This window comes from Rhizobium sp. 1399, assembly GCF_031455475.1.
In the GTDB taxonomy this organism is placed as follows: domain Bacteria; phylum Pseudomonadota; class Alphaproteobacteria; order Rhizobiales; family Rhizobiaceae; genus Rhizobium.
On the sequence record NZ_JAVDSU010000002.1, the window covers coordinates 803,501 to 828,165 of the forward strand.

Here is a 24,665-nt window from a genome sequence, read left to right on the forward strand (position 1 = left end):
GAACCATTCCTCCGGCTCGGCTGCCTCCTCGCAGCGAGCGGATATTCTCCAGGCCAGCACGAGTGTGATGGCCGGAAAGGTGTCAGACCGACAGCCGGATGACGCTGTAGGACTGGGGCTTTAGCGCTGCGCGCAATCTGCCATCCTCGATTTTCGCGTTCTCGACTTTGACGGGGGCGACTGTCTCCGGCTGCCGAGCCGTGTTGACGGCCTGCAGGTCCGGATGCGTCATCTCCACCTGTTCCAGCACGCGGGCGTTGGCAAAGCCATCCAGCCGGGCGTCGAGGTCAAGCGCGTTTTGCGGATGACGGTTGACGACAAAGAAGGTCAACGTCTGGCTGTCATCGGAAAGGACCGCTGATGCGTCGAGATAGGGGACGTCGTCTGCTTCGTCGCAGTCATAGGTCGGCGCGTCGGCGATGAGCTGCAGGGCCGATCCGCGGCCATACTTTGATGCGAAATAGAAGGGGTAGTAGATCGTCTGACGCCAGGCCGGACCGCCATTCTCGGTCATGATCGGAGCGATGACGTTGACGAGCTGGGCAATGCAGGCAATGCGCACACGATCCGAACGGCGAATGAAGGTATTGAGAATACCGCCGACCTGCAGCACGTCCTCGAAATTATAGACGTCTTCAAGAAGATGTGGGGCATCGGGCCACTCGTTCTTCGCGAGAATATCCTTGTCCTGTTGGTTGGAATGATACCAGACATTCCATTCGTCGAAGGAAATGCCGATCGTCTTCTTCGACCGCTTCTTCGCCTTGATATAGTCGATCACGCCGCCGATGGTGGTGATGTAACGATCAAGCTTGGTCGTGCGGGCAAGATAATTGAGCGTATTTTTCTCGCGGTTTGCGAAATACATATGCAGCGAAATATAGTCGGCGCTATCATAGCACTCGTCGAGGACCTGCGCTTCCCAGTCCGGATAAGTTTTCATATCGGAATGCGATGAGCCGCAGACCACGAGTTCCAGCGATTTGTCGAAATTCCGCATTGCCTTTGCCGTTTCGTCGGCGAGCCGGCCATATTCATGCGCTGACTTGTGTCCGACCTGCCAGGGGCCGTCCATTTCGTTGCCGAGGCACCACAATTTGACATTGTGGGGCGCTTCCCAACCATGCTTGCGACGCAGGTCCGACCAGTAGGTGCCGCCGGGATGGTTGCAATATTCGAGGAAATTGCGGGCCGAATCCAGCCCGCGCGAGCCGAGATTGACGGCGAGCATCGGTTCGGTCTTCGCCTTCTTGCACCAGTCGACGAATTCGTTGACGCCGATCTGGTTGCTTTCACGGGTGCGCCAGGCAAGGTCGAGACGGACAGGGCGCTCCGAACGCGGGCCGATGCCATCTTGCCAATCGTAGGCGGAAACGAAATTGCCGCCGGGGTAACGGCAATAGGGCGTATCGAGTTGCTGCACGAGATCGATCACGTCTCGCCGGAAACCGTCCGCATCGGCTGTTGGATGCCCAGGCTCGTATATGCCACCGTAAACGGCTCTCCCGAGGTGCTCAAGGAACGAACTATAAAGTCTGGGATCAATGTTCGCGACCCGAAAATCGCGATGAACGACAACATTCGCCTTCAACGAACCCTCCCTTAAATATCGATTTCTTCGTTCTTATACAGTTATCTTGATGGCTTGATAGAAGGGAGTCAATTGAACAGCGCGTGTGCTATGCGCCGCTCGGGTGTCAGAAATAATTATTAGTTCACAGTGATTTAGATCGGAATTGCCGTCTTTTGGCGAAAAAAATATCGCAATATTGAAATCAGGATTTCTGATATTGTTCGTTAAATGTAGAGCCGCATAACGATGTCGCGGCCATGATTCCCAAAGCCACGGCCGAATATATTCACGCCGCCGGTATGACTGGCATTCTCGGCAATACCGACGCGCAGACGGATCGAGGAATGTTGCGCGAGGGCAAGGTCTCCAACCGTGACGTTGGAGGTTGAGACGCCGTCGATGAATGTGCCTCGTGTGGAGATACGCCAGGTTTTCAGGTTGCCATATTGGGAGCCTTTAAGCTTCCACCAGTCAGGCGTATAGGCCCCGCGCTTGTCGCCATAGTCGCCCGGGGAAGTCCATGTGCCGACCGGCATTCCATTGACCCAAAGCGTGATGTCGGAGGGCCAGTCGGGATTGGTTCCCGGTACTTCTGAAGACAGTTCCATCGAAAACTCGATGGCGCGCACGTCCTTGTTCAAAACCTTAGCATTGTTCGGGAACTTGTATTCGACAAAGCCCCTTCCGAACCACACGAGACCGGCCTGCATACGCTGTGGATCAAGGAAATAGTCAGGAACGTCGAGCAGGCCGATTACACTGTCGCTTGAGCAAAGGCCACAAGGGGCGTGGATGTCGCAACTCGTATAGAGCCCAACCGGCATCTCAACCTCGATGACGTCGTCTACCTTGTTGACGGACTTGTCCTCGAAGCTGATGAGGATTTCATCATAAACTGCGGAACAGATCTTCTGATTGCCCTTCCGGCCTTTGGCAAGGCGAGATTCGACCAATCCCACATTTTCCAGAATTTGAATGCCGGTTGCGACGGTTGACTGCGGCAGCGACAGAGCTCGGGCAATGTCGTTGACGTTCATGGGGCCCTTTGAGCATAAAAGTTTGAGGAGCTGCAGGCGTCCTGGCGCAGAGAGAGCTTTGATAACGGTGTCATTGACTCCGGCATCGATCGTCAAAAACGAGCGTTCCATGATTACTCCATGCTGCGTCACACACGGCTTTATATCGACAATGCTGATACAGCAAGCTGTCAGAGGCGGATATGAATCGATTTCTCTGATTTAAATCTCAGGATTCGTTTAAATAATAGGCCCGTTTTCTCCGCAGCCGTCTCCAATTGGCTGCCGGATCTCAAGTGGGGGCTACACAATGCCCGTAATCTCGGGGACGAAGGCGGTGATCTTGCTGACCGATGGAGCGTCCGGCGCCATGGTGCCACGTGCCAGACGCGCTGCGACTTCGCCGATCATACGGCGGGGTGATCTGGATGTGGCGATCCTCAAGGGAAGCGCGGCCGCGAGTTCCAATCCGTTGAAGCCTGCCATCAGAATGTCGTCGGTGCGAGAAGCCTCCATGATAGCGAATGCGCCTCCGGCCGCCATGTCGTCGTTGGAATAATAGATGCAGTCGAGGCTCGGCTCGGCACTCAACAGCTGGTGCGTCAGATATTTGCCGAGACCAACGGAGGAAAGGGTGTCGCCAAGCCTTTGCCCGATGAAGGCGAGACGGTTTTCATGCAGGACGCGCTCGAAGCCGGCTTTGCGTTTTGCCGCACGCAAGTCCCGGTCCAGTGCACTGCCGATGTAGCCGAAACGCTTCCGGCCGGCCGCAAGCAGTGCGCTTGCCATCTCCTCACCCGCCTTGCCGTGCGAGAGTCCGACATTGAAATCGATCGGCGTGCCATCGAGGTCCATGATTTGAATGACGGGAATAGCCGCGTTCTTCAACATCCTCACGGTCTCATCCGGCTGGTCCAGACCCGTGACGATGATGGCAGAAGGCCGCCAGGACAGCATGTCTCTGATAACGTTGCGCTCCTTAGTCACATCGTAATCGGAAATGCCGAATACGGCCTGCATGCCCGACCCTTCCAGGCCGGTCGAGATGCCGGCAAGGACTTCGGGAAAGACGATGTTGGACATGCTCGGAACCACGACGGCGACAAGGTCGGTTCGCTGCGATGACAGCGACAGAGCCAAGCGATTGCCGAGATAATTCAGCCGCTCGGCCGCTTGCAGCACCTTGTCCCGCGTTTTTATCGAGACGTCGGGCGCGCCGCGTAGGGCTCGCGATGCAGTCATCTTGCTGACGCCGGCTGCCGCAGCGACCTCTTCCAGAGTGGATTTGTGCGTATGCAAGGGATCTCCCGATAGCAGGGCGTCTGCCGCGCCAGTATTCATAAGCTTGTTGCGGTTGAAGTGGAACTGGCGGCGCTTGACATTTGTAGCGATTCTAGCGCTTGGTATCGATACCGGTATCGGTAACACAAGATCAATCGACGGATTGGTATTATGAAGAGAACTTTGCAGGACGTCGGCAGGGCTGCAGTCATCGGCCTCGGTTCGATGGGATGGGGTGCTGCCCTGTCCCTCTTGCGGGCAGGATTTTTCGTCAACGGATGCGATGTTCGCCAGGATGTTCTCCAGCGCTTTTCACAGGCCGGCGGCAAATCGTGTAAAACCCCGTCTGAAGCTGCCAGTACAGCCGACACGGTTTTCGTGTTTGTCGTCAACAGCAGCCAGACCGAGCAGGTGTTGTTCGGGCCTGGCGGCGCGCTGGAGACGGCTCGTGCCGGCACCGTCTTCCTGCTTTGCACCACCATGGCGCCGAGCGCCACGGTCGCGATTGCCGATCGGCTCGAAACCGCCGGCATGCTTGTCGTCGACGCGCCGGTTTCCGGCGGTCACGCCAAGGCACTTTCCGGAGAGATGGTCGTCATGGGTTCTGGTTCGCCGGAAGCTTTCGCGCGTGCCAAACAGGCGCTCGATGCGGTCTCCGGCAAGGTCTTCCGGCTGGGGGACAGGCCTGGTCTCGGCTCGCAGGTGAAGATGATCAACCAGCTCCTCGCCGGGGTGCATATCGCCGTGACGGCTGAGGCGATGACGTTTGCGGCCAAGACCGGGATCGACCTGAAGACGCTCTACGATGTGTTGCGGGTTTCGGCCGGGTCCTCCTGGATGTTCGAGAACCGGGGCGAGCATATCGTCTCGGGTGACTATGCACCGCGCTCGGCAGTCGACATCTTCGTCAAGGATCTCGGCATCGTCACCTCTGAAGCAGATCGGGCAGGCGCAGTTACACCGCTCGCGGCGACCGCGCTCGATCTCTTCCGGCAAGCGTCCGATGCTGGTCTCGGCCTCGAAGATGATGCCGCGGTGGCAAAGATCCTCGCTGAAAAGAGCGGTGTCGTCCTGCCGGGCATGACGGTTATAGGTTGATGGCGGCACTGGGCAAAATGCGCATGAGACTTATGTTCGATTGCTACCATCCGCAGATCATGCGAGGTAAGTTTACCTGCAGGTTGCAGTTTTGTTTGGTTTCGTCTGATCGCTAACGTTCCGGAGTATCGGTCTGAGGCAGTGGAAAACTTGAAGGAGTAGATGGCGTTGCGCCTCGCGTGACGTGCGCGGAATCCGACTGGGGAGAAGGGATTCCGATCAAACATCGAGATCGTCTCGAAAAAATGACGCCGGCAGCGCTGGGAGGTAAGCCAATATGCATGTGATGATTTTGGGTGCGGCAGGCATGATCGGTCGCAAGCTGGTCGAAAGAATTGCCCGCGAGCCTAGTGTGCTTGGCGCCGCGATCAGCCGACTGACGCTGGTCGATGCAGTTCAGCCGCCGGTGCCCGAGGCGCTTCGGTCCGTGTCAAGCACCCTGACGATCGACCTCGCCCAGACAGGTGTCGCCGAAAAGCTGATCGAGACCCGGCCCGGTCTGATTTTTCATCTGGCGGCGATCGTTTCCGGTGAGGCGGAGGCCGATTTCGATAAAGGCTATGCCGTCAATCTCGATGGTGTGCGCGCTCTGTTCGAGGCGATCCGCCACCAGGGCCTGAAGTCCGCCTATGTGCCGCGCGTAGTCTTCGCCTCCTCTATCGCCGTGTTCGGCACGCCTTTTCCTGATGTCATTCCGGACGAATTCTTTTCCACGCCGCTGACGAGCTACGGCACCCAGAAGGCAATTGCCGAGTTGCTGCTTGCCGATTATTCGCGCCGTGGCATTTTCGATGGCATCGGTATTCGCCTGCCGACGATCTGCGTGCGGCCGGGCGTACCGAACAAGGCGGCCTCCGGCTTCTTCTCCAATATTCTGCGTGAGCCACTCGCCGGCAAGCCAGCGGTGCTGCCGGTCAGCGATAACGTCCGGCACTGGTTCGCAAGCCCGCGGGCGGCAGTCGGTTTCTTCGTTCACGCGGCGAGGATCGACACGGCAAAGGTGGGGTCGCGGCGCAACCTGACCATGCCGGGCCTCTCGGCCCTGGTTTCGGAAGAGATCGAAGCGTTGCGCCGGATTGCGGGCGACAAGGCCGTTGCGCTGATCAAGCACGAGACCGACCCGGTGATCGAACGCATCGTGGCCGGTTGGCCGACGCAGTTCGATGCGAAGAGAGCGTCCGCGCTCGGCTTCAAGGCGGAGACGAGTTTTGACGAGATCCTGCAGGTGCATATCGAGGATGAACTCGGCGGGAGGATTGCATGAGTGAAAGTACCGGCACGCAATCGAAGATTGCCCTGGTGACCGGTGGCGGCACGGGCATCGGTCGCGCGATCGCAAAGGGGCTCGCGGCTGCCGGCTACAGGGTCGTGATCTCGGGACGGCGTGCCGAGATTCTCCAAAAAGCCGCCGCCGAACTCGGCAGCGAGACGGGTGCGGAAGTTACCGCAATCCGGGCCGATGTCGGCGATCCGGTCTCGGTCAGAGCCTTGTTCGATGCGATCGCAAATCAGCATGGCCGCCTCGATCTGCTGGTCAACAATGCCGGTGTCTCGGTGCCGGGCATGCCGCTGGAGGATGTGTCGTTCGAAGACTGGAGCGCCATCGTCGCGGCCAATCTGACAGGCGCCTTCCTCTGCACGCAACAGGCGTTCAGGCTGATGAAGAGCCAGACACCACGTGGCGGCCGCATCATTAATAATGGCTCGGTTTCGGCAACGACGCCACGCCCCAATTCCTCGCCCTATACGGCGACCAAACACGCCATCACCGGCCTGACGAAATCGACCGCGCTTGATGGGCGCGAATTCGACATCGCGTGCGGCCAGATTGATATCGGCAATGCGGCAAGCGACATGACAAAAAGGATCGCCGCCGGCGTTCTTCAGGCCAATGGTACGACTGCCGCGGAGGCGACCATCAATCCTGCCCATATCGCCGATGCGGTCGTCTATATGGCGGGCCTGCCGCTCAGCGCCAACGTGCTGACGATGACTGTGATGGCGACGAAAATGCCCTTTGTCGGGCGTGGATAACTGGCGGTGTTTGGCCGAAAAAGCCGCGAGAATGCGTATACATAGCGTGTAATGCTCGATATCTGGGAGGAGGGAGTATGGCAGGCGTTCAATTCGCGGATGTCCGCAAATCGTTCGGTGCGTTTCCGGTCATCAAAGGCGTGAACATCGATATTGCCGACGGGGAGTTCGTGATCCTGGTCGGGCCTTCCGGCTGCGGCAAGTCCACGCTGCTGCGCATGCTGGCGGGGCTGGAAAATATCTCCGCCGGCGAAATCCGGATCGGCGGGCGGGTGGTGAACGCTTTGCCGCCGAAGGACCGCGACATCGCCATGGTCTTCCAAAACTACGCGCTTTACCCGCATATGACGGTGCAGCAGAACATGGGCTTTTCGCTGATGCTCAACAGGGCGCCGAAGGCCGAAGCCGAAAAGCGCGTGAAATACGCCGCCGGCATTCTCGGGCTCGATGCACTGCTCGACCGCTATCCGCGCCAGCTTTCCGGCGGCCAGCGCCAGCGTGTCGCGATGGGCCGCGCCATCGTGCGCGATCCGGAAGTCTTCCTCTTCGATGAGCCGCTCTCCAATCTCGATGCAAAGCTGCGTGTCGCCATGCGCGCCGAGATCAAGGAACTGCACCAGCGGCTGAAGACCACCACCGTCTACGTCACCCACGACCAGATCGAAGCGATGACCATGGCCGACAAGATCGTCGTCATGCATGACGGGATTGTCGAACAGGTGGGCTCGCCTCTGGAACTCTACGACAAGCCGGCCAATCTCTTCGTCGGCGGCTTCATCGGCTCACCTGCGATGAACATGATCAAGGGCAGGCTCGATCCCGAGAATCCCATACGTTTCATCGCCGCCGACGGCACGGCGCTACCGGTCGCCAATCCTCCGGACAGTGCAAAAGGGCGTGACCTCGTCTATGGGCTCCGCCCGGAATATATTTCGCTCGACGCGGGCGGTCTGCCGGGCGAGATCGTCGTGATCGAGCCGACCGGCTACGAGACGCATCTCACGCTGAAGTTCGGCGGCAGCGATCTCAACTGCGTCTTCCGTGAACGCGTCAACGCGCGCCCAGGCGAAAGCCTGAATGTCGCAATCGACGCCTCGCATGTTCATCTCTTCGATGCCGAAGGTGGCCGGAGATTAACCAGCTGACGCCTTCAGGCGGTGCGCGGGAGAGGAGGAGTCTTCCCGTTCAGTCGCCAGATGGCAGGCATCCCATTCCGGATGCAGATACCGTCGTTCATCAAGCGGGAGATGAATGTCGGAGAATTCTCTCCCGCGTTTTTCAAGGAGGAGGAATATCATGACGATCAAGAGACGTGAATTTCTTGCTGCTTCGGCAGCCGCAGCCGGCATCGCCGGTCTGGGCATCAGGCCTTCTTTCGCACAGGCCGAACCGGCTTATAAGCCGGAAAGCGGCGCGAGCCTGCGGCTGCTGCGCTGGACACCCTTCGTGAAAGGCGATGAGGAAGCCTGGCTTGCAAACACCAAGAAATTCACTGAGGCGACCGGTGTCGAGGTGCGCATCGACAAGGAGAGCTGGGAGGACATTCGCCCAAAAGCTGCGGTTGCGGCCAATGTCGGTTCCGGTCCGGATCTCATCATGTGCTGGTTCGATGATGCTCATCAGTATCCGGACAAGCTGGTCGACCTGACCGAGCTCGCCAACTATCTCGGCAACAAATATGGCGGCTGGTACGATGGCGTCAAAGGTTATGCCTCGCGCGGAGATACATTCATCGCCATGCCGTTGACGGCGATCGGCAATGCCGTGGTCTATCGCGACAGTCATGTGAAGGCGGCGGGCTTCAGCGAATTCCCCAAGGATACCGCAGGCTTCCTTGAGCTTTGCAAGGCGATGAAGGCTAAGGGCACGCCCGCCGGCTTCCCGCACGGCAAGGCCGTCGGCGACGGAAACAACTATGCCCATTGGCTGCTCTGGAGCCACGGCGGCAAGATGGTCGACGAAGGCGGCAAGGTGACGATCAACAGCCCGGAAACGCTGGCTTCGATCAATTATGCCAAGGAGCTCTATGCGACCTTCATTCCGGGCACGGAAAGCTGGCAGGACGTCAACAACAACCGCGCCTTCCTCGCCGGCCAGGTTTCGCTGATCGCCAACGGTGTGTCGGTCTACTACACCGCAAAGAGCGATCCCAAGCTTGCAGAAATCACCAAGGACATTCGCACGACGAACTTCCCGATCGGCCCGGTCGGCCAGAGCGTCGAGCTTTACCAGACAAGTTCGCTGCTTCTCTTCAAGCACAGCAAATATCCTGAAGCAGCAAAGGCTTACATCAAGTTCATGATGGAAGCCGATCAGATGAATGCCTGGATCCAGGGCTCCAGCGCCTATTGCTGCCAGCCGCTCAAGGAATTCGCCAAGAACCCGATCTGGACTGCTGATCCGATCCATGCGCCTTACGCGCGCGCCTCGGAAAAGCTGCGCCCGAACGGCTATGCCGGCCCGCTCGGCTATGCCTCGGCCGCGACCATGGCCGACTACGTGCTGGTCGACATGTATGCCGCGGCCGTCACCGGCCAGAGGTCGCCAGAGGATGCAATGAAAGAGGCCGAGCGCCGGGCAAACCGCTACTATCGCGTTTGATCCCATTTTTCAAAGACTTGCGGCATGCCGGAAACGACGTGCCGCAGGTCTCTAAGGCATATCGCAATCTGGAGATAAGCAATGTCGACGGTGAATTCCGGGGATACGCGCGGACCGACATCCTCGCTCCTGCAGAACAACAACGTGCTCGGCTTCCTGTTCATGCTGCCGGCGGCGGTCTTCCTAGTCTGCTTCCTGACCTATCCGCTGGGGCTCGGCGTCTGGCTCGGCTTCACCGATACGCGCATCGGCCGCGACGGTATCTTCATCGGGTTGGAGAACTACCAATACCTGATGGAGGATGACGTCTTCTGGCTGTCGGTCTTCAACACCGTCCTCTACACCTTCGTCGCTTCGATACTGAAATTCGTGCTTGGTCTCTGGCTGGCGCTGCTTCTGAACCAACATTTGCCGTTCAAGAGCTTCTTCCGGGCGATCGTGCTTCTGCCCTGGGTCGTGCCGACCGTTTTGTCCGGCCTGGCCTTCTGGTGGATCTACGATTCCCAGTTTTCGATCATTTCCTGGTCGCTGATGGAGCTTGGTCTCATCGACGCGCCGATCAACTTCCTCGGTGATCCCACAAATGCGCGCATTTCAGTCATTATCGCCAATGTCTGGCGCGGCATTCCCTTCGTGGCGATCTCGCTGCTTGCCGGCCTGCAGACCATTCCGGTCTCGCTGCAGGAGGCAGCGTCGCTTGACGGGGCGACCAGCTGGCAGCGCTTCCGCTATGTGACGCTGCCGATGCTGACGCCGATTATCGCCGTCGTGATGACATTCTCAGTGCTCTTCACCTTCACGGATTTCCAGCTCATCTACGTGCTGACCAAGGGCGGGCCGGTCAACGCCACGCATCTGATGGCAACATTGTCCTTTCAGCGCGGAATTCCCGGCGGCCAGCTCGGCGAGGGTGCCGCGATCGCAGTCGCGATGATCCCCTTCCTGCTCGGCGCGATCATGTTCAGCTTCTTTGGCCTGCAGCGCCGCAAATGGCAGCAGGGCGGACAGGATTAGGGAAATTCCAGCAAAAGCGTGCAGCGGTCTTGCGTCGGAATTGCGTGAAAACAAAGAGACAGGGCATTTCCATGGATCGAAGAGACGGAAATGCTCCAGGGAGGAAGATATGTCGACCAATTCCAACACCGCCAATGTCGTCCTGACCGACAATGCCGAAGGCATGAGCTACCTGAACCGCCTGCCACGGCGGGTGGTGATGCTCTACCTGCCGATGGCGGTTTTCGTCTTCGTGCTGCTCTTCCCATTCTACTGGATGGCGGTCACCGCGGTGAAGCCGAACGAACAACTGACCGACTATAGCAATTACAGCCCGTTCTGGGTGGTCGGGCCGACGCTTGCACATATCAAATATCTGTTCCTTGAAACGTCCTATCCGGGCTGGATGTGGAACACGATCCTGGTCGCAGTCTGCTCGACCTTTCTGTCGCTTGTTGCATCGGTCTTCGGTGCCTATGCAATCGAGCGCGTGCGCTTCACCGGCTCCCGTTCCGTCGGCCTCGTCATCTTCCTCGCCTATCTCGTGCCGCCATCGATCCTGTTCATCCCGCTTGCCTTCATCGTCTTCAAGCTCGGGATCTATGACTCGCGGTTCGCGCTGATCTTCACCTATCCAACCTTCCTCATTCCCTTCTGCACCTGGCTTCTGATGGGTTACTTCCGCTCGATCCCGTTCGAGCTGGAGGAAAGCGCACTGGTGGATGGCGCCAATCGCTGGCAGATTCTGACGAAGATCATCCTGCCATTGGCAGTGCCCGGCCTGATCTCGGCCGGCATCTTCGCCTTCACCCTGTCGTGGAACGAGTTCATCTACGCCCTGACCTTCATCCAGTCGTCGGAGAACAAGACGATCCCCGTTGGCGTGCTGACGGAGTTGGTGCGCGGCGATGTGTTCGAATGGGGATCGCTTATGGCGGGAGCTCTCTTCGGCTCGCTGCCCGTCGTCATCCTCTACTCGTTCTTCGTGGACTATTACGTCTCGTCGATGACAGGCGCGGTCAAGGAATGAAAAAGGGCAAAGCTGCTCCTTTCCGCGCCTACCGGTTATTCTTCTTGCGCCATTCCGCAAACATTTCGCGCGGTGCTTCGCTGGTCGCCGGATAGAGCCCGATGATGGTCGCGCCGCCGAGCACCTCCTCGGTAACGAAATCCTCGTAGGCCGTCATCTCGACGGCCTCGTTGGCGATTTCCTCGGCAAGATGCAGGGGGATGACCACGACGCCCTCATTGTCGCCGACCACGACGTCGCCGGGGAAGACAGGAACATCGCCGCAGCCGATCGGAACATTGATCTCGATCGCCTGATGCAGGGTCAGGTTGGTCGGCGCCGATGGCCGGTGGTGATAGGCGGGAATATCGAGACCGGCGATTTCGGGGCTGTCGCGGAAACCACCGTCGGTAACGACGCCGGCAACGCCGCGCACCTGCAGGCGCGAGACGAGAATCGAGCCGGCGGAGGCAGCACGCGCATCCCGCCGGCTGTCCATGATCAACACGGCGCCCGGCGGGCAGCGCTCGACGGCGGCGCGCTGGGATGTTCCGGATTGCGGAAGACATCAAGCGTGTTCAGGTCTTCGCGCGCCGGGATATAGCGCAGCGTGAAAGCCTGGCCGACCATGTTGGTCTTCTTCTGCGAGAGCGGGCGCACATCCTGGATGAACTGGTTGCGCAGGCCGCGTTTGAAAAGAGCGGCACAAAGGGTTGCGGTCGAAACGCCCTTCAGCTTCTCACGCGTCTGCTGGCTCAAAGTGATGGTCATGTCTTGTCCTCCTGAAATCAATAGATATCCGGCTCGCCTGGAGTGGGGCCAAAGCCGGTTTCCAGAAAATCGAAATCGCAGCCCGCATCGCCCTGGGCGATGTGGCGGGCAAACATCCAGCCGTAGCCGCGGCCGAACTTTTCCGCCGGCTTGAGCCAGGCGGCACGGCGGCGGGCCAGTTCCTCATCGTCGACAAGCATGTCGATTCGGCGGGCTTCGAGATCGAGGCGAACGATATCGCCGGTTTTCAACAAAGCGAGCGGGCCGCCGACGGCGCACGTATTGGAGCGGGTACTTCGGCAACAGGAGACGGTGGCCTCGGCGGATGAGTTTGACCAGTTCGATTCATTCGACAGGGATTTCCATCGCGTGCTCTTTGAGCGCAGCGGCATTCTGGGCCTCTGGGCAACGATGCGGCGTCTGAGCGTCCATCTCGACCGGCTGCGCCGCCTCAACCTGCCGATGCCCGGCAAGTTGGAGACGGTGCTTGCCGATCATCGTACGATCATTGAAGCGGTTCGCTCCGGCGAGCCTGAAAAGGCGGTCGCGGCCATGCGCAAGCACCTGTCCGGCACGCTGTCGATCATCGATCTCATCTGCGAATAATATCCCGATTTCGTCCGGCGCTAAGGGCAGCCTCAGGCAAGCAGGCAGCGCAGGAGATGGCCGGAGGCGTCGCTCTGATCCGGATCAGCCATGCGTCGCGTGGTGACGAAGACCGTGCGCGGCATTGTCCGGTTCATCACGAGCTTGGTCGGGTGGGTTACCGGTAGCTCCACCGGCTCAAGCGGCTCACCCGATGGCGCAAAGCGCAGCAACTGCGAGCCGCCGACACCGGCAATCCAGTAGACGCCGTCCTCATCGACGAATGCGCCATCGGGCCGTCCAGCAAAGGCATGCGTGGTCGCAAAGACCCGCCGGTTGGACGGCGTGCCGGTGGCGAGATCGTAGTCGCAGGTCCAGATGACCTGAACCGAAGGATGGGAATCGGAAAAATACATTCTCTGCCGTATCGGATCGAAGGCCAGGCCATTCGGCGTCCAGAAATCTTCGAAGACCCGGCGGTGGCTAAAATCGGGCTCGATGCAGAAGATTGCTCCCGCTGGCGCTGCCATCTCCCGCTGCATCGTGCCGGCCCAGAGCCGGCCGGCGGGGTCGAGCGTCCCATCGTTGAAGCGGACATCAGCGCGGCTTTCCGGCGCGCAGACGCGCTTGAACAGGCCTGTCCGCTGATCAAAGAGGAAAATGCCGGTCGCAAGGCCTGCGAGCAACGTTCCATCTGTCCGCAACGCGATGCAGCCGACTGCTTCGGGTGCGTCCCATGTCGAGGTCTTGCCGGTTGCCGAATCGGTGCGAAGCAGCCTGCGGCCATCGGTATCAACCCACCAGATGCAATTTTCATTCTCCGACCAGACCGGGCTCTCGCCGAGATGCGCCCAGTGGTCGGAGAAGACTTCGAATGTGATCTTCATTTTGCTCCCAGGCTTGCCTCACCGCCCACTTTTTCACCGGAAAGGCCGCTAATGAGGTCCTTCGGACGCCGGATCTCGGTTCTGATCCATAAAGACCTCCAACACCACAATATGCTACGCAAGGAGATTCTAAAGACTAATGCATCAATATATCAATACGATTTGCGTTGGTATGCGGTCACTTGCCGAACCGGGGGTGAACTGAAAAAAGGTGAGAGAGTGCTGGCTGGTTGGCAGGCGTGAGGATCGCGACTTATTGCGAGCGCGGCCCGAAGGCGGAACGCGAAGTCCTGGGCAGTTGGCTCCGCTTCCCTGCGGACCGCTATGCTGAAGCTCCTGCGGCTGCCCTTGTCACGACCTCGTGTGACGCGAATTCCCGCTTTCCTGCGCGCTTTGCGCGGTGCTATGCTGAAGCCCCGATAGGCTCCATTGTCTCCCGACTGACCGTGCCGGATGGTTTTTCGCGGCTTCGCAAACCATGCCGTTTACCATTTGGTTGCCAAAAAACCATAATTACCCGCCTAGATCGCACATCGACAACAGGCACTAAGAATTGGATCGAAGCTGAATGCGCATACCATACCTTTTTCTTGCTGCATTTCTTGCGCTCGCGCAGTCCGCCTATGCTGAGGTCGCATCACCGCCTGTTTTGGCGCCGCTAAAGCAACAGGCGCAAGCTGCGCAGTTGAGTGCACAACTTCTCACGCGATACAGTTACAGGCCCATTGCACTCGACGACGCCTTGTCGGCCAGAATCATGGATCAGTTTATCAAATCACTGGATCCGGACCATGTGCTCTTCCTGCAAGCGGACATCGACAGGTTCATGTCTGAGCGCAGCGAGATCGACGATGCCATCGAACGGAAGGATTTGAAGATCCCGTTTGCGATCTTCAACGCGTATGAACGTCGTATTGTCGATCGCATGAACTACGCTCGCAATTTGCTTAAGCAGGACCTCGATTTCAGTGTGCAGGAAAATTATTCCGTACTGCGCGACAAAGAGCCCTGGCCGCAGTCGGAAGCCGAGAGCAATGAGCTTTGGCGCAAGCGCGTCAAAAGCGATTGGTTGCCGTTGAAACTCGCCGGCAAAACCGACGCGGCTATTCGCGAAACGCTCGAGAAACGCTACGCAAACGCTCTTGAGCGCGCCTACCAGTATAAAAGCGACGACGTTTTCCAGTTGTTCATGGATGCCTATGCGACGTCGATCGATCCGCACACGGACTATTTTGGCGCGAACGCTTCGGCCGACTTCAATATCTCGATGAAGCTTTCACTGTTTGGTATCGGTGCGGTACTGCAGGAGCGCGACGACTACACGACGATCCGCGAGCTCGTGCCTGGCGGTCCGGCTCAGTTGTCCGGCAAGCTCTCGGTCGGAGACCGCATTACCGGCGTCGGTCAAGGCAAGGATGGTGCGATAAAAGAAGTGGTAGGCACGCGCCTTGATGAAGTCGTGCAATTGATACGCGGGAAAAAGGGGTCCGTCGTGCGCTTGGACATCCTGCCGGCGGATGCCGGCGCAGATGGCACACACCGCGTTGTCAGCCTTGTGCGCGATAAAATCAGTCTCGATAAGCAGGCCGCCAGGAAGACCGTGCTGTCCGTGAACGTGGGCGACGTCACGCGCAAAATCGGGGTGATTACTCTGCCAACATTCTACGAGGATTTTGAGGCTCGGCACAAAGGCGACAAGGACTATAAAAGTGCAAGCCGCGATGTCGCCAAGCTTCTCGATGAACTGAAACAAGAAAAGGTCGATAGCGTTCTCATTGACGTGCGCAACAATGGCGGCGGTTCATTGGACGAGGCGATTGATTTGACCGGTCTGTTCATCGGCAATGGCCCGGTCGTTCAGCAACGCGGCAGCGATGGTAAGGTCGAGGTCAGAAGCGCTGAGTTTGCAGCACCTGTCTGGACAGGCCCGATGGGTGTCCTGATCAATCGCGGGTCGGCATCGGCTTCAGAGATTTTTGCTGCGGCAATTCAAGATTACGGTCGAGGCGTGATCGTCGGCGAACCCAGTTTCGGGAAGGGGACGGTTCAGACCGTCGTCGACCTTGACCAGATGGTTCGCAACAGCAAACCCGAATTCGGGGAACTGAAAGTGACGATTGCCCAGTTTTTCCGGGTCAACGGCGGTACGACGCAGTTGCGCGGTGTGACGCCTGATATCAGTTTGCCTGGACTTTCCGATCCGACGAGCTTCGGCGAGACCAGTTATGACAATGCCCTGCCGTGGGCGCAGATCAAGCCCGCGAACTACACGCCCGCCGACACGGTTACGACGTTGCTGCCGACATTGCAAAGCCGCCATGACGGGCGGGTTGCGAGCGATCCGGACTTCCAAGATCTCGTGAAGGATATTGCCGACCTGAAGGCGCAGCGCGAGAAGGGGATTATCTCTCTCAATGAAGCCGAACGTCGCAAGGAAGCGACCGCTCGAGAAAATCGACGGAAGTCTCGAGCCGAGTTAGGCGATGGCGAAGATCCTGGTGGAGATGATGGCCTGGAGTCAAACGAGCGCAGCCTGAGTGCCGATATTGCCATTGAAAATGCACGCAAGAAAGCAAAAGACGTCTTGCTGAACGAGGCAGCGGCCATTCTTGCCGACGAGGTAGATTTGCAGAAAGGCGTGTTGCGGGCAGCTACGAAACAATCGGGGGACGCGGGCAAATAGTCATACCCGATCAATTTCCTGCGCCAGGCGAGCGGTAGGCGGCACTCAGCGCTCTTTCGACGCCTCGCAATTCGGCAAGCCCTTTCATCCTCCCGATCAGGGGATAGCCAGGCTGCCCGCCACGGCCAATGTCGTCTAAAATCTCCTGACCGTGATCCGGCCGCATCGGGATCTGGTGGTCGGCCCGGCCCTGATCGCGCCGACTGGCCTCCTCATTCACGATCGCGCCGATCAGAGCGACCATGTCGACGCTGCCGTCCAGATGCTCGCTCTCGTGGAAGGAGCCGCCGGCAGTATCGCTCTCCCGCAAGACGTTCCGCAGATGCAGGAAGTGCACGCGGTGGCCGAGGCGTCTCATCATGCCCGGCAGATCATTGTCGGAGCGGGCACCAAGAGCGCCAGAGCATAGTGTGATGCCATTTGCAGGGTCATCGACGGCTTCGATGATCCGGCGATAGTCGTCCTCGGTCGACATGATCCGCGGCAAGCCCATCAGTGGAAACGGCGGATCGTCCGGATGGCAGCAGAGCCGCAGGCCGAGCCGGCTTGCGACCGGCGTGACCTCTGACAGGAAATCGATGAGATTGGCGCGCAGTCGATCCGGTGAGATCGCACCATATTCGGCAAGATGCTGGCGCACCTTATCGAGTGAGAGACTGTCAGCGGCTCCGGGCAGGCCGGCCATGACGGCGGCGGCGATCGATGTCTTGCGCGCATTGTCAATCGTTGCGAAGCGTTCTTCGGCCGCTTCGACGATTTCCCCGGCGAATTCACGATCCGCGCCGGGACGTTGCAGCAGGAAGATATCGAAGATCGCGAAATCGGCAGCGTCATAACGCATTGTTGTGCCGCCATGGCCAACCTTCCAGCGCAGATCGGTCCGTGTCCAGTCGATCACCGGCATGAAATTATAGCAGATGGTCGAGATTCCGGCCGCGGCTAGGTTTTCCAGGCTTTGCTTGTAGTTGGCGATATGGGTGCGCCATTCGCCCTTCTGTTTCTTGATCGCCTCCGACACAGGAAGGCTTTCGACGACCTCCCATGTCAGTCCCGAGGGTGTTCCATCACTGCGGTTGGCGATCTGCTGCTGGCGCTCTGCAATTTGCTGCGGTCTCCAGAGATCGCCGTCCGGCACGTGATGCAGGGCAGAAACGATGCCGGTCGCCCCGGTCTGGAGGATGTCGTCGATGCGGGTCAAGTCATTGGGGCCAAACCAGCGCCAGCTATGCTTCATGGGATTCCTCTCGGCTGTTGCCGGCTCTGCCGTCGTTTCCGTCAGGTCTCGATACGCAGGCCATCCGCATCGAAGAGATGCCAATGGTCCGAGCGGGGAACGACCGTGAGCGTATCCCCGCGCTGGACCCGGCTCTGCCCCTGCTGATGCAGGAGAAGCGGTTCACCGTTCGGCAGCGTGCAATGCAGGTAGCTATTGGCACCATGCTGCTCGGCGACGCTGATCGTCACCGGCCAGCCCTTGCCCTGTTCGTCGACCGAAAAATCCTCCGGTCGTATGCCGAGCGTCACCTTCGCGCCGGCGGGCAGCTTGACGCTTGTGGGCAGGGTAAGGGATGGCAGGCCTTCTCCGGTAAAGGTCAAGGCATTCCCATCCGAAGCTGGAGCCGTGCCCTCGATGAGGTTCATGCGGGGCGAGCCGATGAAACCCGCCACGAAAGTATTGCGGGGCCGGTTATAGAGATCGAGCGGCGCACCGACCTGCTCAATCACACCACGGCGCAGAACGACGATCTTGTCGGCCATCGTCATGGCCTCGACCTGGTCATGGGTAACGTAGATCATTGTGTTGCCGAGCCGTTCGTGAAGCTTTGTGATCTCAACCCGCATCAGCACGCGCAGCTCGGCATCGAGATTGGAAAGCGGCTCGTCGAAGAGGAAGATCTTCGGGTCGCGGGTGATGGCGCGGCCGATGGCGACGCGCTGGCGCTGACCGCCTGAGAGTTGTCGCGGCCGGCGTTCGAGCAGCGTGTCGATCTGCAGCATCTTGCCCGCCGCATCGACCCGCCGGGCGATCTCATCCTTCGGCATGCCGATATTTTCCAGCCCGAAGCTCAGGTTCTGGCGTACCGTCATATGCGGATAGAGTGCATAGGACTGGAACACCATAGCAACACCCCGGTCGGCGGCGGGCGTATCGATGACGCTCTCGCCGTCGATACGGATGTCACCGGCGCTTGCCTCTTCCAGGCCGGCGATCATGCGAAGCAAGGTCGACTTGCCGCAGCCGGATGGACCGACGAAAACGACGAATTCGCCATCCTCGATGTCGAGGTTGATTTTGGGGATCACCTCCAGGACGCCGAAGGATTTATTGATGTTTTCAAGCACGAGATTGGCCATGGATGAAGCTCACTTGATGCCTGTGGATGCAATGCCTGTGGTGATGTAGCGCTGCAGGAAGATGAAGGCGCAGGCCAGAGGCAGCGCCGTCAGCGTCGTCATCGCGAGCAGCAGGTCGTAGCGGACCTCGTATTCGCTCTGGAAAGAGCTGAGCGCGAGCTGCAGCGTGTAGACCTCGCGCCTATTGAGCACGATCAGCGGTAACAGGAAGTCGTTCCAGCGCGACAGGATCGAAAAGATCGCAACGACCGCCAGCGCCGGCGAGGAAAGCGGCAGGATGATGCGCCAGAAGATGCGCCATTCGCTGGCATGGTCCATGCGTGCCGCTTCGATCAATTCGTCGGGAATGGTCAGCATATATTGACGCAGCAGGAAGACGCCGGTCGGGGTGGCAACGGTCGGCAGGATCACGCCCCAGAGATTGCCGACAAGGCCAAGCTCGGCGACGATCAGATAGGTCGGCACCAGCACGACAGTGGCCGGGATCATGATCGTCGATAGGATGGAGACGAGCGCGATGTTGCTGCCCTTGAAACGGTATTTCGAGAGTGCGAAGGCGGCCATGGAATTCATGACGAGGGTGATGACCGTCGCCACGACGGTAATGAAGAGACTGTTGTAGACATAGCCGCTGATCGCGCCGCCGGAATTGGCGACAAGTCCCGTATAGTTCTCTGTCGCAAGCCTGACCTTGCGCACAGCCACCGCGTCGGTCACGGAAACGGTCACGCGGCCGGCCTGCGGATTGAAGGGATCGATCATCTGCGCGTTGCGACCGACGCGGCGGATCTGCGCCAGGCGATGCTTGGAGCCGTCCTTCAACGTTACATCGTAGAGAGGCAGCGGCTGACCGAAACCTTCGACGATGGCGGTCTCGCTGGAATAAGGCAGGATGCTCGGCGGGAATTCCTGCAGGTTCGCCTGCGTCTTGAAGGAGGAGAGTACCAGCCAGGCGACCGGCGTGAACATGATCAGCAATCCGACAACCAGGAAGCCGTAGGTCAGCACGTCGCTGAGGTCCATTCTTCGGCGCCCGCGCCGTGCTGTCAGCAGGCCGCGCACGGATGTTTCGGGTTTGTTGAGCGCAACATCAGCCATTCTGCGAATTCCTCGACAAGCGAAGCTGGAGAGCCGTGAAGATGAGGAGAACGATGCCAAGCAGGATCGACGCGGCGGCGGCAAGGCCGAAATTACGCGGCTGAACGGCAAAGCCGACCTCGTAGATATACTGGACGATCAGCATGGTCGCCGAACCAGGCCCGCCGCCGGTGAGCACGTAGAGTTCGTCGAAGGTCTGGACCGACCGGATGACGCAGAGCACGAAGACGACGAGCAGAACGGGTTTCAGCAACGGCAGCGTAATGCGGGTGAAGACGCGCCAGTTGGTGGCGGAATCCATCTTCGCCGCCTCGTAGACATCTTTCGGGATGGACTGCAGTCCGGCGAGCAGGATGATCGTGTAGAACCCCATATGCGCCCAGACGGTCACGAACACGGACCAGAAGAACGCCGTATTCGGAAAGACCAGCCAGTTGACCGGCTCAAGGCCGATTGCCGTCAGGATGCCGTTCAGCGCGCCGTTGCGCTGCAGGATCCACTGCCAGGTCAACGCGACCACGACAGGCGAGAGCATGACCGGAAAGAAGAACACGGCCCGGAAGAAGCCGCGGCCCTTGATCTCGCGGTTGAGGCAGATGGCGGCCAGCAGTGCCACGCCGATCATGCAGATGACCTGGACCGGCACGAAGACGAGGCTGTTTCCGACAGCACGCCAGAACAGGTCGCTGGCGCAGCTCGATGCATCGAAATAATTGCGGCAATCAAAGAGTGTCGCGTAGTTGCCGTTGCCGACGAAAGGCCGCTCGGACGGGTAGAGCCGGTCGCTTCCGGTAAATGAATAGAAGACGTTGATGATGACCGGGAGGAGCGAGAACAGAAGTACGGCCAGAAGGTTGGGCAGCAGAAAGACCCACGGCATTCGCCTGATGCCCAAAACCCTCTGCAATCCGGTCATGACCGGCTCGAGGAAGCGCGCCGGCAGGACGGCGATGTTGCCTGCGACATCAGCTGTCTGGCTTCTAAAGCCCATGTCTTGCTCCTCCCGCCGGGTCTTATTTGCCGCCGGCAGCCTTGATGGCGAGTTCGACGTCCTGCTTGATTCTGGCAAGAGCGGTATCGACGTCGAGTTCGCCGTTCAGGACCTGGCTGACGCGCGTCGTCATCGCGTTCATCATGGCGCGCTGATAGCGCCAGCCCTGGAAGCGATAGGCGGCCGGCGCCATTTTCGGGATCTGGGCGATGAAGGTCGACAGCGACTGCTGCGTGCGCTCGGACGCACCGGGATAGGTCACGCCGCCATCGATCAACGACTTGCTCGACGGGATTTCGACGGCCGCAGCGATGATCTCGGCATTGTTCTTGGGCTGGGCCACATAGTCGATGAACTTGCCGACGAGTTCCGGGTTCTTGGTATGCTTGAAGCCGACGAGAGCGCCACCGCCCGGCATGACTGTGCACGAGGAGGGGCCACAGGGTGCCGGCACCACTTCCCAGTCGAAGAGGTCGCCGACTTCCTTGTCCATCTGGCTCAGGGTCCAGGAGCCGCCGAAATAAAAGACGGTCTTGGCGTTCAGGAAGTCCGAGAAGAGCTCGCGATGGGTTGCGCCGCCGACGGCGCCCCACAGATCCATCGGCATCGTGCCATCCTTGTGCCAGGCGACGAACTGCTCGATGGCATCCTTCAGGCCCTTGTCGATCACCGGCTGGCCCTTGTCGTCGACGAGCTCTGCACCGTAGCTGATAGCAAGGCTTGCAAAGCGGTGACCGGACCGGTCCATCTCCATGGAAAAATCAGTGCCGGTGGCTTTGGAGACCTTGCGCGTCGCCTCAGCCCATTCTGCCCAGGTTGCCCCTTCCTTCGGAACTGGGACGCCTGCCTGCTCGAAGAGAGCAAGGTTCACATAAGCACCATTGACAGTCAGCGAGGTCGGCATGCCGTTGATCGCCTTGCTGCTGGGATCGGCGCCCCGCAGCCATTGCAGGACTTGCCCATATTCCTTTTCGAATGAGGCGACGTTCACATAAGGCGTAAGGTCGAGATAGTAGCGGCTCAGGCCGCCAAGGTCGGTGATGATTGCAACGTCGGGACCCTCGCCGGATTCGAGCTGCACCGGCAAGCTTTCGACGATCGTCTGGTAGCTTACGGTCTCGAGCTTGATGGTGGTGCCGGGATTTTCTGCCTCGAAACGTTTGGCAATCGGCGCCATCGTAACGCAGCCAAAACCGATGTCGTCGCAATAAACTGTGATTTCCTGCGCCTGGGCAATACCCGTCAGCGCCGTGACCGCGAGCAGCGCTGATGCCGCCCGCAAGCCAATGCGAGTGAGTGTCATATCTTGCTCCTCCAGAGATCAGTCACGGGCCTCCCGCCCGTCCAGTAATCTCGCATCAAAACTTGTCTGGTCTTACCAGATTGTCAACCAGCTTTTTGAATCAAAATTTTTCGTCATTTAATATCAATATGATATGCATTTTATCGCCGGAGCTCGCTCAGAAATCCACCTTGACAGGCTGTTTTTTTGGATATCTGGTCTAACCAGTTTGAGCGGCTGGGAGTGCCGTCAAAACCAGGAGGATAACACTGCGATGCTGAGATTTGCCGTCGTCGGGATCGACCATGGGCACACGTTCGATCATGTGAAGGGATTGCTGGCGGCCGGTGGCGAGTTCGTCGGCTATTGCCCGCAAACGACTGTGCCTGCAATCCGCGAAATGTTCGAGAAGACCTATCCGGATGCGCCGCAGATCGATCGCGAGAAGATCTTTGCCGATCCCTCGATCGATGTCATCTGCATTGCCGCCATTCCGCGCGACCGCGCCGGCCTTGCCATCCGCGCCATGAAGGCTGGCAAGGATGTGATGACCGACAAGCCGGGTGTGACGACCTTTGCTCAGCTCGACGAGGTCAAACGTACCGTTGCCGAAACCGGCAAGATCTTCTCCATCTGCTTTTCCGAGCGTCATTGCGTGCGCTCCGCCGTCAAGGCGGGCAAGCTGGTGAAGGAAGGGGCGATCGGCAAGGTCATCCAGACGCTCGGCATGGGGCCGCACCGGCTGCAGCTGCCGACACGGCCGGACTGGTTCTTCGATCCGGAAGCCTTCGGCGGCATCATCGTCGATATCGCCTCGCATCAGGTCGACCAGTTCCTGTTCTACACCGGCTCGACGACGGGTGAGGTGGTCGCAAGCTCTGTTGGTAATTTCGGCATGCCGGAAAAGCCTGATTTCCAGGATTTCGGCGAAGTGCTGCTGCGTTCCGACAAGGCGAGCGGTTATGTCCGCGTCGACTGGTTCACGCCGGAGGCGCTGCCCACCTGGGGCGACGGACGCCTGACCATTCTCGGCACCGAGGGTTATATCGAGCTGCGCAAATATATCGATATCGCCGGCCGGCCCGGCAAGGATCATCTCTTCCTCGTCAACGGCAAGGAGATGACGCATATCGATTGCAGTGGCGAGAAGCTCGATTATTTCGACGCCTTTGCCGCCGATGTGCGCGACCGCAGCGAAACGGCGATGACGCAGAACCATGTCTACGAAGTCTGCCGCCTTTCAATCGAAGCACAGACCAAGGCCGCCACGCTGGGCGGACGGTAAGGAAGGAAATATCATGACCAAGAAATTGCGCGTCGGCGTTATCGGAGCAGGTATCGCCGCCCGCCATCTGATCGGTTACGATTGGAACAAGGATCTTTTCGAAGTCCGCGCACTTTGCTCTCTCGATGAGGAACGCGGTCGCGAACTCTGCGCCAAGCACGGCATAGCGACATACACGCAGAACGTCGATGAACTCTTTGCGCGTGACGATCTCGACATTATCGACGTGTCGACGCCGCCGGATTCGCATTATGAACTTTGCAAAAAGGCGATCGAAAGTGGCAAGCACGTCATCTGCGAAAAGCCGCTTTTCGGCTCGATTGCCGACGTCGATGAGATGAGCCGCATCGTCGCTCGCTCCGACAAGAAGCTGATGCCGATCTTTCAGTATCGCTACGGCAGCGGCCTGCAGAAGCTGAAGCTTCTGATCGAGCGCGGCCTTGCCGGCCGGCCATTCATGACGACGATCGAGACCCATTGGTGGCGCGGCCCCGCGTATTACGAGGTTCCGTGGCGTGGCAAATGGGCGACGGAGCTCGGGGGCGGCCTGCTCGGCCATGCGATCCACGCCCATGACATGTTGAATTATGTGCATGGCCCCTGTGCCGAGGTGTTTGCCTATGGCGCGACGCTCCTCAACAGGATCGAGGTCGAGGACACGATGGCGCTTGCCGTGAAGATGCAGAACGGCTCGCTCGCGACCCTCTCCATGACACTCGGTTCGCGCAAGGAAATCTCCAGGCTGCGCTTCTGCTTCAGCGATCTCGTCGCCGAAAGTATTCTGGAACCCTACACGATGGGTCGCGATCCCTGGACCTTCATCGCGGGGACCGAGGAACATCAGGCCCGCATCGACGCAGCGCTTGCCGGCTACGAAGCCAAGGAAGACGGTTATACGCGCCAGTTCGAGCTGTTCCATCAGGCCCTTATGGAGGGCAAGGATCCGCCGGTCACCCTGCAGGATGCGCGCAATTCGCTGGAGCTCGTAACAGCCGCCTATTACTCGCAGCGTTCCGGCCAGCCGACGCCGATGCCTATCACGGCCGACCATCCGCTCTATCGTTCCTGGCTGCCGGAAGAGCAGCAGCGCCTGGTCGCCAACGCCTGATATAATAGCCCATTG

20 protein-coding genes and 2 pseudogenes are annotated in these 24,665 nt (G+C 59.2%); 11 read left to right on the forward strand and 11 right to left on the reverse strand.

Translation table 11 applies throughout. The features are described from left to right. Positions 1 to 82: 82 nt before the first annotated feature. The 3 genes from J2X71_RS09820 to J2X71_RS09830 all read right to left on the reverse strand — a co-directional run bounded on the left by J2X71_RS09820 (position 83) and on the right by J2X71_RS09830 (position 3,888). The gene (locus J2X71_RS09820) at positions 83 to 1,591 is read right to left on the reverse strand and encodes an alpha-N-arabinofuranosidase (RefSeq protein ID WP_310381716.1); all 1,509 of its coding nucleotides are present in this window, start codon (positions 1,589 to 1,591) and stop codon (positions 83 to 85) included. Between the two features lie 206 nt (positions 1,592 to 1,797). Next, positions 1,798 to 2,721: an ArsR family transcriptional regulator gene (locus J2X71_RS09825; RefSeq protein WP_310381718.1), complete on the reverse strand. Its 924-nt coding sequence runs from the start codon at positions 2,719 to 2,721 to the stop codon at positions 1,798 to 1,800. Positions 2,722 to 2,892: 171 nt separating this feature from the next. After that, positions 2,893 to 3,888, reverse strand: coding sequence for a LacI family DNA-binding transcriptional regulator (locus J2X71_RS09830; RefSeq protein WP_310381720.1), 996 nt, complete (start codon positions 3,886 to 3,888; stop codon positions 2,893 to 2,895). A gap of 153 nt (positions 3,889 to 4,041) precedes the next feature. Here J2X71_RS09830 and ltnD point away from each other — a divergent pair, with 153 nt between their 5' ends. The 7 genes from ltnD (at position 4,042) to J2X71_RS09865 (ending at position 11,626) form a co-directional block, all read left to right on the forward strand. Continuing rightward, positions 4,042 to 4,968, forward strand: a complete 927-nt coding sequence (gene ltnD, locus J2X71_RS09835; RefSeq protein ID WP_310381722.1) for an L-threonate dehydrogenase — start codon at positions 4,042 to 4,044, stop codon at positions 4,966 to 4,968. A gap of 277 nt (positions 4,969 to 5,245) precedes the next feature. Beyond that, positions 5,246 to 6,232 carry a D-erythronate dehydrogenase gene (denD, locus tag J2X71_RS09840; protein WP_310381724.1) on the forward strand — a complete coding sequence of 329 codons (987 nt, stop codon included), beginning with the start codon at positions 5,246 to 5,248 and terminating at the stop codon, positions 6,230 to 6,232. Beyond that, positions 6,229 to 7,002: an SDR family oxidoreductase gene (locus J2X71_RS09845; protein ID WP_310381726.1), complete on the forward strand. Its 774-nt coding sequence runs from the start codon at positions 6,229 to 6,231 to the stop codon at positions 7,000 to 7,002. The genes denD and J2X71_RS09845 overlap by 4 nt, the downstream gene beginning before the upstream one ends. A gap of 77 nt (positions 7,003 to 7,079) precedes the next feature. Further along, positions 7,080 to 8,147, forward strand: coding sequence for a sn-glycerol-3-phosphate ABC transporter ATP-binding protein UgpC (locus tag J2X71_RS09850; RefSeq protein WP_310381728.1), 1,068 nt, complete (start codon positions 7,080 to 7,082; stop codon positions 8,145 to 8,147). Between the two features lie 151 nt (positions 8,148 to 8,298). After that, positions 8,299 to 9,603, forward strand: a complete 1,305-nt coding sequence (locus J2X71_RS09855) for an ABC transporter substrate-binding protein (RefSeq protein ID WP_310381730.1) — start codon at positions 8,299 to 8,301, stop codon at positions 9,601 to 9,603. Positions 9,604 to 9,684: 81 nt separating this feature from the next. After that, complete coding sequence (locus J2X71_RS09860; RefSeq protein ID WP_310381732.1) at positions 9,685 to 10,617, forward strand: sugar ABC transporter permease; 933 nt, start codon at positions 9,685 to 9,687, stop codon at positions 10,615 to 10,617. Positions 10,618 to 10,726: 109 nt separating this feature from the next. After that, positions 10,727 to 11,626 (forward strand): carbohydrate ABC transporter permease, encoded by a 900-nt coding sequence (locus tag J2X71_RS09865; RefSeq protein WP_310381734.1) that lies wholly within the window; start codon positions 10,727 to 10,729, stop codon positions 11,624 to 11,626. A 28-nt stretch (positions 11,627 to 11,654) separates the two neighbouring features. On the opposite strand, the pseudogene J2X71_RS09870 reads toward J2X71_RS09865, so the two are convergent. Together J2X71_RS09870 and J2X71_RS09875 are read right to left on the reverse strand one after the other, a co-directional pair. Next, positions 11,655 to 12,376: pseudogene (locus tag J2X71_RS09870) on the reverse strand (ribonuclease activity regulator RraA). Positions 12,377 to 12,393: 17 nt separating this feature from the next. Beyond that, a pseudogene (locus J2X71_RS09875) lies at positions 12,394 to 12,648 on the reverse strand (dihydroxy-acid dehydratase); the annotation flags it as partial. A gap of 40 nt (positions 12,649 to 12,688) precedes the next feature. On the opposite strand from J2X71_RS09875, the gene J2X71_RS09880 reads away from it, so the two are divergent. After that, positions 12,689 to 12,982 carry an FCD domain-containing protein gene (locus J2X71_RS09880; RefSeq protein ID WP_405049692.1) on the forward strand — a complete coding sequence of 98 codons (294 nt, stop codon included), beginning with the start codon at positions 12,689 to 12,691 and terminating at the stop codon, positions 12,980 to 12,982. A gap of 32 nt (positions 12,983 to 13,014) precedes the next feature. On the opposite strand, the gene J2X71_RS09885 is transcribed toward J2X71_RS09880, so the two are convergent. Next, complete coding sequence (locus tag J2X71_RS09885) at positions 13,015 to 13,848, reverse strand: SMP-30/gluconolactonase/LRE family protein (RefSeq protein WP_310381737.1); 834 nt, start codon at positions 13,846 to 13,848, stop codon at positions 13,015 to 13,017. Positions 13,849 to 14,416: 568 nt separating this feature from the next. On the opposite strand from J2X71_RS09885, the gene J2X71_RS09890 reads away from it, so the two are divergent. Continuing rightward, positions 14,417 to 16,531, forward strand: coding sequence for a carboxy terminal-processing peptidase (locus tag J2X71_RS09890; protein WP_310381739.1), 2,115 nt, complete (start codon positions 14,417 to 14,419; stop codon positions 16,529 to 16,531). A gap of 10 nt (positions 16,532 to 16,541) precedes the next feature. Here the strand turns inward: J2X71_RS09890 and uxuA are convergent, their stop codons facing one another. From uxuA to J2X71_RS09915, 5 genes are read right to left on the reverse strand one after another with little or no spacing between them, the layout of a single operon-like run. Next, a complete protein-coding gene (uxuA, locus tag J2X71_RS09895; protein WP_310381741.1) occupies positions 16,542 to 17,765 on the reverse strand; it encodes a mannonate dehydratase in 1,224 nt (407 codons plus the stop codon). Between the two features lie 41 nt (positions 17,766 to 17,806). Continuing rightward, the gene (locus J2X71_RS09900) at positions 17,807 to 18,886 is read right to left on the reverse strand and encodes a sn-glycerol-3-phosphate ABC transporter ATP-binding protein UgpC (protein WP_310381742.1); all 1,080 of its coding nucleotides are present in this window, start codon (positions 18,884 to 18,886) and stop codon (positions 17,807 to 17,809) included. A 9-nt stretch (positions 18,887 to 18,895) separates the two neighbouring features. Further along, on the reverse strand, positions 18,896 to 19,984 hold the full coding sequence (locus tag J2X71_RS09905) for a carbohydrate ABC transporter permease (RefSeq protein ID WP_405049693.1): 1,089 nt from the start codon (positions 19,982 to 19,984) through the stop codon (positions 18,896 to 18,898). Next, on the reverse strand, positions 19,977 to 20,975 hold the full coding sequence (locus tag J2X71_RS09910) for a carbohydrate ABC transporter permease (RefSeq protein ID WP_405049694.1): 999 nt from the start codon (positions 20,973 to 20,975) through the stop codon (positions 19,977 to 19,979). Before J2X71_RS09910 ends, J2X71_RS09905 begins: the two co-directional genes overlap by 8 nt. A 22-nt stretch (positions 20,976 to 20,997) precedes the next feature. Further along, positions 20,998 to 22,278, reverse strand: a complete 1,281-nt coding sequence (locus J2X71_RS09915) for an ABC transporter substrate-binding protein (RefSeq protein ID WP_310381744.1) — start codon at positions 22,276 to 22,278, stop codon at positions 20,998 to 21,000. Positions 22,279 to 22,531: 253 nt separating this feature from the next. Between J2X71_RS09915 and J2X71_RS09920 the strand changes: the two genes are divergently transcribed. Both J2X71_RS09920 and J2X71_RS09925 read left to right on the forward strand, forming a co-directional pair. Beyond that, positions 22,532 to 23,542 (forward strand): Gfo/Idh/MocA family oxidoreductase, encoded by a 1,011-nt coding sequence (locus tag J2X71_RS09920; RefSeq protein WP_310381746.1) that lies wholly within the window; start codon positions 22,532 to 22,534, stop codon positions 23,540 to 23,542. Between the two features lie 13 nt (positions 23,543 to 23,555). Continuing rightward, positions 23,556 to 24,650, forward strand: a complete 1,095-nt coding sequence (locus J2X71_RS09925) for a Gfo/Idh/MocA family oxidoreductase (RefSeq protein WP_310381748.1) — start codon at positions 23,556 to 23,558, stop codon at positions 24,648 to 24,650. Positions 24,651 to 24,665 lie beyond the last annotated feature (15 nt).

Bases quoted from the DNA above. Each gene is read 5' to 3' on its own strand.
- ltnD (WP_310381722.1), top strand. From the start codon at position 4,042: ATGAAGAGAACTTTGCAGGACGTCGGCAGGGCTGCAGTCATCGGCCTC.
- J2X71_RS09855 (WP_310381730.1), top strand. From the start codon at position 8,299: ATGACGATCAAGAGACGTGAATTTCTTGCTGCTTCGGCAGCCGCAGCC.
- J2X71_RS09915 (WP_310381744.1), bottom strand. From the start codon at position 22,278: ATGACACTCACTCGCATTGGCTTGCGGGCGGCATCAGCGCTGCTCGCG.
- J2X71_RS09885 (WP_310381737.1), bottom strand. From the start codon at position 13,848: ATGAAGATCACATTCGAAGTCTTCTCCGACCACTGGGCGCATCTCGGC.
- J2X71_RS09825 (WP_310381718.1), bottom strand. From the start codon at position 2,721: ATGGAACGCTCGTTTTTGACGATCGATGCCGGAGTCAATGACACCGTT.
- J2X71_RS09925 (WP_310381748.1), top strand. From the start codon at position 23,556: ATGACCAAGAAATTGCGCGTCGGCGTTATCGGAGCAGGTATCGCCGCC.
- J2X71_RS09905 (WP_405049693.1), bottom strand. From the start codon at position 19,984: ATGGCTGATGTTGCGCTCAACAAACCCGAAACATCCGTGCGCGGCCTG.
- J2X71_RS09910 (WP_405049694.1), bottom strand. From the start codon at position 20,975: ATGGGCTTTAGAAGCCAGACAGCTGATGTCGCAGGCAACATCGCCGTC.
- J2X71_RS09920 (WP_310381746.1), top strand. From the start codon at position 22,532: ATGCTGAGATTTGCCGTCGTCGGGATCGACCATGGGCACACGTTCGAT.
- J2X71_RS09865 (WP_310381734.1), top strand. From the start codon at position 10,727: ATGTCGACCAATTCCAACACCGCCAATGTCGTCCTGACCGACAATGCC.
- uxuA (WP_310381741.1), bottom strand. From the start codon at position 17,765: ATGAAGCATAGCTGGCGCTGGTTTGGCCCCAATGACTTGACCCGCATC.
- J2X71_RS09850 (WP_310381728.1), top strand. From the start codon at position 7,080: ATGGCAGGCGTTCAATTCGCGGATGTCCGCAAATCGTTCGGTGCGTTT.
- J2X71_RS09890 (WP_310381739.1), top strand. From the start codon at position 14,417: ATGCGCATACCATACCTTTTTCTTGCTGCATTTCTTGCGCTCGCGCAG.
- J2X71_RS09900 (WP_310381742.1), bottom strand. From the start codon at position 18,886: ATGGCCAATCTCGTGCTTGAAAACATCAATAAATCCTTCGGCGTCCTG.
- J2X71_RS09860 (WP_310381732.1), top strand. From the start codon at position 9,685: ATGTCGACGGTGAATTCCGGGGATACGCGCGGACCGACATCCTCGCTC.
- denD (WP_310381724.1), top strand. From the start codon at position 5,246: ATGCATGTGATGATTTTGGGTGCGGCAGGCATGATCGGTCGCAAGCTG.
- J2X71_RS09845 (WP_310381726.1), top strand. From the start codon at position 6,229: ATGAGTGAAAGTACCGGCACGCAATCGAAGATTGCCCTGGTGACCGGT.